This is a genomic window from Streptomyces sp. NPDC046915, from assembly GCF_040644935.1.
Lineage (GTDB): Bacteria > Actinomycetota > Actinomycetes > Streptomycetales > Streptomycetaceae > Streptomyces.
In genome coordinates, this window is the sequence record NZ_JBEYXB010000055.1 from 1 (window position 1) to 10093 (window position 10093).

The following is a 10093-nucleotide window of genomic DNA, read 5'->3' on the forward strand; positions in this document are numbered from 1 at the left end:
TCCTCCGGATACGGAGACTTGCGTCCCACCTGGACATCCCTCCCTGGACCATCAAGATCCATCGTCAGGGTGTCCACTCCAAAGGATCAGCCTCAATGTTCAGGTGCCAGGGACAGTTCGACCAGCGTCTTCACCGGGCCGTCCGAACACAGCAAGGCGTCACTCAGCTCGAACAAGGCGTCGGGCCGCTGGGTCAGGCAGGCATAGAACTCCGACCGGAAGCATGACAGTTCGACAAACGCATCCCGCGGGACATCCCGCTGCAGCAGACTCATTGCTACGGCCTTCGTACTGGTCAAGTGCCTCTGTGACGGAGCACAGGATCGGGCGAAGGCCGCTCTCACGTCAGACACTCAGACGAAGACGTCAGCAAGTTCGAGGCCGTGTTCGACCGCGGACGATAAACATCAAGCTTAGACACCGTCCTCCAGGGCGGACGCCCGGGCCGTGCGGCGGAAGGCGGCCCGGTAGACGCTCGGGCGGTGGCCGGTGTGGCGGGCGAAGAGGGCGGCGAAGGTGCCGGGGTCCTGGTAGCCGACGGCCGCGGCGACGGCGGCGACGGTGCGGTCGGTGGTCTCCAGAAGATGGCGGGCGCGGCGAACCCGGGAGGCCTGCAGATAGGCCAGCGGGCTCCGTCCGGTCTCTTCGGCGAAGCGGCGCAGCAGCGTGCGGCTGCTGACCCGGAAGGCGTCCGCGAGTGCGGCGAGGTCGTACCGCTCGGCGAGGTTCTGGTCGAGCCGCCGCATGACCCGCTGGGAGAACTCTCGGCCGGGCTGCGGAAGCAGCCGCAGGTCGACGTACGGGGTCTGGGAGGTTCGCGCGTCGTCGACGAGTGCCAACCGTGCGGTGGTGCGGGCCACCCGGGCGCCGTTGTGTCGGCGGATCAGGTCCAGCGCGAAGTCGTACATGGCGCTGAAGGCAGCCGTGGTCGTCACCCCCGTGTCGGTGACGACCAGGTACTCGGGCCGCACGTCGGCGTCCGGGCAGCGCCTGGCCAGTTCGTCGGCGTGCAGCCAGGAGGTGGTGGCCCGACGCCGCTCGAGAAGCCCAGCCTCGGCGAGCAGGAACGCGCCGATGCACAGAGAGACGATGGCGGTGCCGGCGGCGGCCTGTGTGCGGATCGCCGTGATCTCTGGGGCGAGCGGGGCGAGCCGCGCGTCGAGGTCCGTGTCCGGGCGCAGTTCGAAGCCGGGGACCACGAGGACGTCGACCTCGTGCAAGAGCCGCACGTCCAGGCTCGCGCCGCCCGAGGCGGTGACCCGGCGGCGGGGCGAGACGAGCGACACCCGGTAGCCGGGTGCGTCCGGTCCGGCGACATGCCCGGCCATCGTCAACAGGTCGGGGACGCCGAACACTTCGGACGCGAAGCAGTCCGGGTACGCCAGGACCCCGACCCGCAGCGCGCCCGCTCCGGCGCTCGGCCCCGCATTGTCCCTCGCCTGCCGCGCCGCCTCTGCCATCGCTTCCCTACCCCCTGGCGTCCCCGGCCCCGGATCGCCGACCACGTACCGCCATCCTGTCTCGCTTGTGGCGAGATTACCCTTGACCTTGGCGATCTGGCCCCTCGTCCGGCGGCCGGATCCGGGGCCAGGCTGGCCCCATGAGCGACGACGATCCGATCACCGACTTCACCCGCCGGAGCGTGACCGTGGAGGGGGTGGAGAAGGCGGTGTACGTGGCCGGGGCCGGGCCCGCGGTGGTGGTACTGCCCGAGATGCCGGGCATCAGTCCCGATGTCCTGCGGCTCGCGCGCTGGGTGCGGGACGCCGGCTTCACCGTCCATGTGCCCTCCCTGTTCGGGACGGACGGTGCCTTCCCCACGGTAGAGGGCGGCCGGGAGGTGGTCCGCCGCGCCTGTGTCAGCGCGGAGTTCCGCGCCTTCGCCGGAGGCGGTACCAGCCCGGTGACGGTCTGGCTGCGCGGCTTGGCGCGCCAGGCCCACTCCGCGTGCGGTGGGCCGGGGGTAGGCGCGATCGGCCTGTGCTTCACCGGCAACTTCGCCCTCACCATGGCCCTGGAGCCGGCGGTGATCGCCCCTGTGGTCAACCACCCGTCGCTGCCGTTCGACGATCCCAGCGGACTCGAACTCGACGCCGCGGACGCGCGCGCGGTGCGCGACCGGCTCGATCGCGACGGGCTCACCGTCCTCGCCTACCGCTTCGAGGGCGACCGCTGGTGCACGGGGCAGCGCTTCGCCGCCTACCGCGCTCTGCTCGGCGACGCCTTCGACGGGCGCGTCCTCCCGGACAGCGCCGCCAACCCCGCCCCGCCGCCCTTCTTCGCCGACCTGGTCGGCACCCCGCACAGCGTCGTCACCGCCCATCTCGTCGACGAGGCCGGCCACCCCACGGTCCGGGCCCGCGACGAGATCCTCGCCTTCCTCGCCGCCCGCCTGCACCCGCCCGGGAACCGACCGCTGTCCGCCACGTGATGGCCGTGGCCAGGATCGCACCGCATCGGCCCAGGAAGGCCCGACTGTTCAGCGGCGTGGGCCGATCGCGATCAGCCAGTCCGCCTCCGCCTTCGTCCGGGCTGCGGCCATGAGGCGGCGGCAGGAGCCGTCGACGACCCAGCGGGCGAACCGTCCGTGGACGGTCTGTCAGGGTCCGAACCGCCCGGGTGCGGTGCGATCACCGCCCACATCGCGCGCGAGCCGGGCAAGATGGGATGTCCTCTGACAGTTCCTTGGTCATCGGTCCACGTTCAGCGTTCTGGGGAACCCGCGTGAACCGCACGAACGTCGACGCCGTGCACACCGGTGAGTGCTCGGCAGCGGCCAGGAACGGACGGTGCCGCCCGGTGACCTGGCAGCAGGCTGTGGAGGCGCTGCGCCAGCGGGTGCCGGCCTGCGTCCACTGCCGACCGGACACAGCACTCGGCATCCTCGACTAGGGCCTGTGTGAGGTCGTGATCATTCTCGGGTTCTGGTCCCGTGCGGGGGTGGGACCTGGTAGGACGCTGGGTGTGACACGTACGCAACTCACCGACGAGCAGTGGGAGTTCATCGAGCCGTACCTGCCGATAGGCGAGTACGGTCCGTACCCCGAGCGGCTGCGGGAGCAGTTCGAGGGGGTGATCTGGCGGTTTCGGTCCAGCGCCCAGTGGCGCGAGATGCCCTCCGAGTTCGGACCGTGGCCGACGGTCTACGGGCGCTTTCGCGTGTGGCGGGACGCCGGGGTCTTCTCCGCTCTTCTGGAAGGCATGATCGCCGAGGCCGCTCGCCGGGGACAGACGGACTTATCCCTGGTCAGCGTGGACTCCACTACTGCCCGCGCCCACCACGACGCAGCCGGGATGCACCTCGGCAAGGACGTCATGGACGCCCTTGAGGAAGCCGCCGCCGAACAGGAGCGGGCCCGGCAAAAAGGGGCGGCCCGCCGGGACAGAACGGGCAGGACGGCGAGGACGACCCCGAGCAGGAAGAGTGACGGCGTATCAGGCGACGGCGCAAGTTCCGGCTGAACCAAGCCCTGCTCGGCAGATCCCGTGGCGGACTGACGAGCAAGATTCATCTCGCCGCGGACCGCAGGTGCCGTCCGCTGTCCCTCGTGCTGACCGCAGGACAGGCCGGCGACAGCCCGCAGTTCGTCCCCGTGTTGCAGAGGATTCGGGTCCCTCTGCCTGTGGGCCGGCCTCGAACCCGGCCCGGTGCTGTCGCCGCGGACAAGGCCTACTCGTCCCGCGCCAACCGCTCTTGCCTGCGGAAACGCGGCATCAAGGCAGTCATTCCGGAGAAGAAGGACCAGGCCGCCAACCGGAAGAAGAAGGGCCGCCGCGGCGGCCGCCCCACGTGCCACGACAGTGATCTTTACAAGGAGCGGAACACGGTCGAGCGGCTCATCAACAAGCTGAAGGCCTGGCGGGGCATCGCCACTCGATACGACAAGTCGCCCGAGAGCTACCTCGCCGGCCTCCACCTCCGTGCCTCAATGATCTGGATCAACGACCTGCTGAAGGCAACTGGCTGATCACAACGTCACACAGGCTCTAGAGGCCTTCCCCCGCGCGTCCTGAACTCGCCCCGGTCAGACGGCCCCCATGGGTCCAGACGGCTCCCGTGAACCCGGCGAGCCATTCCGTGAACGTACGGCGAGTCGCACCACGCCCAGGATCCGTTCGAGGGGGAAATAGCCGAACGCCCGTGAGTCGAAGCTCGCCGACTGGTTATCGCCCAGCAGTACGGCCATGCCGCTCGGTACTCGGTCCTCGGCCACGTCGGCGAGTGCCGGGACGTCTCGGCGCGGGACGGGATCCCCAGGCAGGGCCACGACACGCTTGATCATCCACCGGCGCTGGGGTACGAGGGACGGGGCCGCCTTGGCCGCGAGCGCCCGCTGTCTCCAGCCGCTGGTGCCGAATGGGGACTCGACGACCACCACCCTGCCGACCTTGAGCCGCGTGCCTCGGATGGCCAGCACCTGGTCACGGTCCCGGTAGGCCGGTTCCATGCTGACTCCGTCCACGGTGACGGCCACCAGACGGCGGGTGAGCGCGGCGGCGACGACCGCGGCGTGGTCCGCGATCATCGTCCAGCCGCCGCTTCTACCGGGTCGGCCGGGCCGACAGTGCCCGGGCCATGCCCGTCGTCCGTGTACCCGTCGGCCTGGAGGGCGAACAGGCGCGCGTACTCGCCCCCTGACCCGAGCAGTTCGCGGTGGCTGCCTTCCTCCTTCACCTGGCCGTCGCCGAGTACGGCGATCCGGTGCGCGTCGCGCACGGCGCTGAGCCGGTGTGAGATCAACAAGCTGGTGCGGTCTGCCCGGTGCCGGCGGATCGAGAGGTGGATCTCGTGCTCCGCCTCGGCATCCAGTCCCGCGGAGGGTTCGTCGAGGATCATCAGGTCGCGTCCTTCGCGGATGAAGGCCCGGGCCAGGGCCAGGCGTTGGTGCTGGCCGCCCGAGAGCAGCGTTCCTGGCCGGTGTTCCTCTGCGGGAGCGTCGTGGTGGAAGGTGCGCGAGAGCATCGTGTCGTATCCCTGGGGCAGTTGGGCGAGCTTCTCGTGCATGCCCGCCTTGGCCGCCGCGGCCTCGATCCGGTCGCGTTCCTCCAGCAGCCGCAGGTCACCAAGACCGATGTTCTCGGCAGCGGTCATGTCGTAGTGCTGGAAGTCCTGGAAGAGCGTGCTCATCCGTGCGCGCAGCTCCACCGGATCGGCGTCGCGCAGGTCGACTCCGTCCCACAGTACGGCGCCGTGCGTGGGATCGTAGAAGCGGCACAGGAGCTTGACGAGGGTGGACTTGCCGGCGCCGTTCAGGCCGACCAGGGCCAGGGAACCGCCGTGCGGGATGAACAGGTTCAGGCCGCGCAGCACCCAGTCATGGTCCGGGGCATAGCGGAACCAGACGTCGCACAGTTCGATTCCGTGTCGCAGGGGTGTCAGCGGCACCGGCTCAGCGGTCACGGGAAGGTCGGGTTTGGCCTCGACGACCTCCAGGTAGTGGTCGAACATGAGCAGCGCGCGCTGGGACGCCGCGAGCTGGATCAACAGGCTGCCGAGTGAGCCCTGCACACCATCGACCGCCGCCACGAACATCGTGACCCCGCCGACCGTGAGGTCGCCGGTGTGGGCCGCGAACACCGCCCACACCAGACCGGCTCCGGAGACGAGGCAGGACAGCACTTCCAGGACGCTCTGCACTTTGGTCTGGCGTGCGTCCACGGACTGGGTGACGGCGTTGGCCGCCCGTCGCTCGGCCAGCACCCGCGACCGCAGGAAGTCACCGATCGCGAAGAGCCGGATCTCCTTCGCCGCGGTGGGTGCGGCGATCAACCGGGCGTAGAAGTCCTCCCTGCGCTCGATTCTGCCCACTTCGAGCACGGCACGGGCCTGGTGCCGGGAAAGGGCGAGCTGGGCCACGAGCGACGGCACGCCCGCCGCGAGAACGACGAGCGCCATCACCGGGTTGAGCGCCACCAGGGACACCATGAACCCCGTGACGGTCAGCAGGGAGCGGCCCGCGGACAGCGCCGCGTCCGCGAGCTGGCCCGCGACCGTTCTGCCCACGTCCTGGGCCACCCGCAGGCGGTCCAGGAAGGCCGGATCCTCCAGCCGTCCCAGGCCGGGGTGGCGGCCCACCGCGGTGAAGAGCCGGTCCTGGGCCAGCAGCCCCACCTCACGGTCCACCACCCCCCGCAGATAGCGGGCGGCCAGCGGGCCGATGCCCACGATGATGGCCGCCAGCACGTAACCGAGTGCGGGGATGAGCAGCGTCCGCAGATCCGCGTTGTGCGTCAGTCCGTCGATCAGGAGCTTCGTCATCCACGCTGTCAGCACCGGTACCAGGCCTGACGTGAGGGTGAGCATCGCGTAACCGGCCGAGGCCCAGGGCGCCGCAGTGGCACACAGGACGACGGCGGCGCTGACGCGCTGGCGCGCGGAGCGTGTGTGCCCGGTCCCGATCTCCGAGGAAGCCGGTACGCGTCGGCGGAGCGATCTCACCGGGCCGGCACCGGTACGTCGAGGTCGATGTTGTCGGCGGTGACGATGGGGCGGCCGTGCTCGGGGCTGGGCGAGACGACCAGCACGGCAGGGAATCCCTGGAGGTCGAAGGCCTTGCTCATCTCCCCCTTCTCGGTGGTGGACTCGCGTACCACCCGGGCCACCGGACGCAGCCGCTCCAGCATGTCGGCGGCCTCTTCCGGCTCGCCCACGACGACGGCGAGCACCTTGTCCCGGCCGCCGGGGAACGAAGGGGCGAAGTCGACGAACTTCGGCAGCTTCTCCTGGCACGGGCGGCAGCTCGGCGAGAAGAAGGCGACGAGGGTGTCGCCGTGCCGCAGACTCGCGTCGTCCACCGGCTCGGCGTCCAGGGTGAGGGTGGTGAACTCGCCGATCTCGTCGCCCATGCCGACCGAGACGGGCGGGCTAGAGCTGCCGTCGCGGTTGAGGATCTCGGCCTGGTCCCGCAGGCGCTTGATGATGCCGAGGCTCAGTACGAGGTTGAGGACGCACAACGCCCCGACGAAGACGAGGGCGGCGATCACGAGGGGCACGGTGTTTCTCCTGTCGGATGGTGGTGGGCATGGTGGCGGGCAAGGCGGCGGTGCCCGTAACCGGCAGAAAGAGCTCCACGAGTTCGTCGAGCACGGTGACGAGTGCGCCGCACACGAGCCCGATCACGATCGTCAGGGCGACTGCGCCAGTGGAGCCGCCGGAGCCCGGACCGACCAGGGCCGCGACGCCGGCCGGGACGGCCAGTGCCAGATTGCGTACCGCCTGCCAGGCGCTGACGGGTGTCGCGGAAGTCCCGAAGCAGCGGCAAGCCGTGGCCTGACCCCGCCATACGGCGAACGCGATACCGACAGCGAAGGCGAGTAGCAGACCCGTCGCGAGCCAGGCGCCGTACCGGAACGCCCCGGGCAGTGGCACGATCAGCAGCCCGCATACGGTGAACTCCAGGGCCACCACAGCGGGAGCTAGCAACCTGCGCGCCCCTGGCACGGGGGCCAGTGCCTCAACCGCCGCGGCGAAGTCGGCGAAGGACTGGCGGCCACGGACCTTGCTCACCGCGGATACCAGGAAGACCAGACCGATCAGACACCTGATCCAGGTCGAGAGATAAGGATCCACGATCCCCCAGAGTTGCTAGGTCGAGTGGGCTGGCGCATCCGTCCCGCGCAGGGGGCCTTCGCCCTCGCTCGGGCACTGTGGAGCGGGGCCCGGCGCCGACGCGCCGGGCCCCACGAGTACGGTCAGCAGTAGCAGTTCAGGTAGCCGCCGTCGGTGCCACAGCACGGAGCGTTGTAGCGGCACCAGGTGTTCACGTTCGGGTAGCGGTTGGCCACGTTGCACTGCCAGCACGCGTTCCAGCAGCCCTGCGGCCCGACCTGCGCCGAAGCGGAAATCTTGGGCACAAATCGCTCGAGCAGGGCCTGTCCTGCGGATTCCAGCATGCGAAGCATGTCGCTCTCCTCTCTAGGTCAATCGGCCCGACGTTCGTCGGATCAGCGACCTTGGCATCCGGTCGGTGGGCCGGTATTGAAGGAAATCGGCATTGGATTTTTTCGACATGCACGGCAGGGACGGGACGCAACGCTGCAACGGATTCCCATCCATCCGGGGCGAGTGATAGCGCTGCGCGGGATTCAGCCTTCTTGCAGAATGCTGGTAATGCGACTGGCCATCCGGTCGACACCCCCTCCCCCACTCTGATATTCGGTGAGAAAACGTAGCGGTGGGCGTCCGGTCAGCGCGGTGAACTCCCTTGTCAGATGCGCCTGATCGCTGAACCCGCAGCTGGACGCGGCCTCACCGGGACTGCGGCCGGCCGTGAGCAGCGCCGCCGCATGCTGCAAACGCAGCACGCGGGCCAACCGTTTGGGAGTCAGCCCGAGCTGTTCCGCGAACCCGCGCTCGAGCTGGCGCTGGCTCCAGACGAGACTTTCGGCCAAGGCCGTGATCTTCAGGCGGCCGTGGGAACGTTCCAGCCGCTGCCAGGCCTCGACCACCCGAGCGGCCGCACGGGGGCCGTCCTCGCGGCAGCGCAGCAGGAACTGGTCGACCACGTCGAATCGGGAGGACCACCCCGAGGCCCGTGCGAGCTGCTCCGCCAAGTGATCGACCCGGACACCGAGCAGCTCGGAGAGCTCCACCCCGGGCTCGGGCAGGTCCCCGAGGGCCACGCCGAATAGCTCGAAGGCCGCCCACGGCGCGAGCATCACCTCGACGCCACGGATCCCTCCGTGGTGCTCGCCCAGCACTGGGCGCGTAGTGGGCGGGCTCAGCAGGGATACGACCGTACGGGTCCGGTGCGCCGCACCCACCGGTGAGATCCGCAGGGCTTCGCCGAAGCCAAGGACCAGGGTCGCCAGCCCGCACGGGATCTCCAGACGTCTGCGGACTGGCCCTGGCGCGAACCGGAATCCCCGGTAGCAGAGCACCCCCGGCCCCAGCGACGCATGCGGCTGCCCCAGGGCCAGCTCCCACTGCTCCTCGGGGCATCGCAGCCGCCGCCCTGCCGGGACGTACCTGGTCAGCAGGAAGTCGGACACCTGAGCATCCACCGTCGGCATCGGCACTGCGCGATGGCCTGGAGGTATGTGGCCTCGCCGTCGCCCCGCTGCGCCCGCACGGGCTCGTCGGACACAGCGGCGATCGCGGCAGTCGAGACGGCAAGAGATAAATGGGGTAGTAGATGCATGGCAACTCTCCGGATGGGCGTGGGAGATGGTGTGATGCACGAGCGGAGTCGAGTGCCAGCGGTCTGGTCCTCGCACACGTCCGCTCGCCCTCGACCGAGCCATAACGGCAGGCGATTTTCGTCAGGTGCCGAATTCGTACGCCTCAAGAACAAGCGGACAGCGCTTTGTTGTACGGGGAGGCCCGGGTAAAGCGGGCCAGCCCGTCATCCAGTACGCGACGCTCGGCCGGGCCGTAGGGAGGGACGGGCATTCGGCTCAAATTCCCGTGCCGGGGAATCCATGGCGGTTACCTATGTGGCCGGACGGCATCGCCCGATTCAGCCATGTTCCCTCCCCGTTACGGAGATTGCTCCGCGGGGCCAAGAGTTACACAGCACCTTTCGCCACCGCCAGACCACGTAATGCCATTGGCTTGGTTTGTTCGCTCGGGCCGCCGTCGGCTTGAGCCCGACGGGTTTCACTGACCGGCTCTCCTCTGCCGGACCCTGCCGCGCCGCGGCCCAGGTCTCCCTGGCGCGGCGACGTACCTCTTCACCATGAAGGCTCAACTGGGGCCAGATCTAGCCTCGATCTTTGTGACGGTCCCGTCGGATTCTCTTGCGGGCCGTTTCGGTCGTCCAGGCTGATCACGGGCAGGTCTGTGGCCCGGCAGTCGCGTCGGGTGGACGCCGGGTTCACGGCTCCGGTCGGGGTGGTGCTGCTCGTAGGGACGGAAAGCTGCTGGTCAGCCAGGGCTCGGCAGGGTCGCGAGTCGTTGCAGGGCTTCGGTGATCACGTCGGTCCAGGGCCAGTGCTTCGCGAGGCGGAGGATGCGGCGCCGGCCGGTGGTGACAAGCTGGGCGGCGGAGGAGAACAGCTGAGGCTGATCCTTTGGAGTGGACACCCTGACGATGGATCTTGATGGTCCAGGGAGGGATGTCCAGGTGGGACGCAAGTCTCCGTATCCGGAGGA

9 protein-coding genes and 2 pseudogenes are annotated in these 10093 nt (G+C 69.3%); 3 read left to right on the forward strand and 8 right to left on the reverse strand.

All coding sequences use genetic code 11. The features are described 5' to 3' along the window. Positions 1-95: 95 nt before the first annotated feature. Positions 96-275, reverse strand: a pseudogene (locus ABZ915_RS48470) (transposase); the annotation flags it as partial. A gap of 138 nt (positions 276-413) precedes the next feature. Continuing rightward, the gene (locus ABZ915_RS48475; protein ID WP_361817812.1) at positions 414-1460 is read right to left on the reverse strand and encodes a helix-turn-helix domain-containing protein; all 1047 of its coding nucleotides are present in this window, start codon (positions 1458-1460) and stop codon (positions 414-416) included. 140 nt (positions 1461-1600) lie between these two features. On the opposite strand from ABZ915_RS48475, the gene ABZ915_RS48480 reads away from it, so the two are divergent. The 3 genes and pseudogenes from ABZ915_RS48480 (at position 1601) to ABZ915_RS48490 (ending at position 3968) form a co-directional block, all read left to right on the forward strand. After that, entirely contained in the window at positions 1601-2431 is an 831-nt protein-coding gene (locus tag ABZ915_RS48480) for a dienelactone hydrolase family protein (RefSeq protein WP_361817815.1), read from the forward strand. A gap of 293 nt (positions 2432-2724) precedes the next feature. Beyond that, positions 2725-2892 (forward strand): DUF6233 domain-containing protein, encoded by a 168-nt coding sequence (locus tag ABZ915_RS48485; RefSeq protein WP_361817818.1) that lies wholly within the window; start codon positions 2725-2727, stop codon positions 2890-2892. Between the two features lie 72 nt (positions 2893-2964). Beyond that, a pseudogene (locus tag ABZ915_RS48490) lies at positions 2965-3968 on the forward strand (IS5 family transposase). A gap of 57 nt (positions 3969-4025) precedes the next feature. On the opposite strand, the gene ABZ915_RS48495 reads toward ABZ915_RS48490, so the two are convergent. From ABZ915_RS48495 to ABZ915_RS48520, 6 genes are all read right to left on the reverse strand, one after another. Further along, a complete protein-coding gene (locus tag ABZ915_RS48495) occupies positions 4026-4526 on the reverse strand; it encodes a S26 family signal peptidase (RefSeq protein ID WP_361817821.1) in 501 nt (166 codons plus the stop codon). Next, the gene (locus tag ABZ915_RS48500) at positions 4523-6259 is read right to left on the reverse strand and encodes an ABC transporter ATP-binding protein (protein ID WP_361817824.1); all 1737 of its coding nucleotides are present in this window, start codon (positions 6257-6259) and stop codon (positions 4523-4525) included. The genes ABZ915_RS48495 and ABZ915_RS48500 overlap by 4 nt, the downstream gene beginning before the upstream one ends. A gap of 606 nt (positions 6260-6865) precedes the next feature. Then, positions 6866-7570, reverse strand: coding sequence for a MauE/DoxX family redox-associated membrane protein (locus tag ABZ915_RS48505; RefSeq protein WP_361817827.1), 705 nt, complete (start codon positions 7568-7570; stop codon positions 6866-6868). 122 nt (positions 7571-7692) lie between these two features. Continuing rightward, positions 7693-7902: a hypothetical protein gene (locus ABZ915_RS48510; protein WP_266738437.1), complete on the reverse strand. Its 210-nt coding sequence runs from the start codon at positions 7900-7902 to the stop codon at positions 7693-7695. A 183-nt stretch (positions 7903-8085) separates the two neighbouring features. Next, complete coding sequence (locus tag ABZ915_RS48515) at positions 8086-8991, reverse strand: helix-turn-helix transcriptional regulator (RefSeq protein WP_361817830.1); 906 nt, start codon at positions 8989-8991, stop codon at positions 8086-8088. An 874-nt stretch (positions 8992-9865) separates the two neighbouring features. Further along, positions 9866-10024 (reverse strand): hypothetical protein, encoded by a 159-nt coding sequence (locus ABZ915_RS48520; protein ID WP_361817833.1) that lies wholly within the window; start codon positions 10022-10024, stop codon positions 9866-9868. Between the last annotated feature and the right edge of the window lie 69 nt (positions 10025-10093).

Coding starts and splice junctions, on each gene's coding strand:
- ABZ915_RS48475 (WP_361817812.1), bottom strand. CDS start 1,460: ATGGCAGAGGCGGCGCGGCAGGCGAGGGACAATGCGGGGCCGAGCGCC.
- ABZ915_RS48480 (WP_361817815.1), top strand. CDS start 1,601: ATGAGCGACGACGATCCGATCACCGACTTCACCCGCCGGAGCGTGACC.
- ABZ915_RS48495 (WP_361817821.1), bottom strand. CDS start 4,526: ATGATCGCGGACCACGCCGCGGTCGTCGCCGCCGCGCTCACCCGCCGT.
- ABZ915_RS48500 (WP_361817824.1), bottom strand. CDS start 6,259: ATGACGAAGCTCCTGATCGACGGACTGACGCACAACGCGGATCTGCGG.
- ABZ915_RS48510 (WP_266738437.1), bottom strand. CDS start 7,902: ATGCTTCGCATGCTGGAATCCGCAGGACAGGCCCTGCTCGAGCGATTT.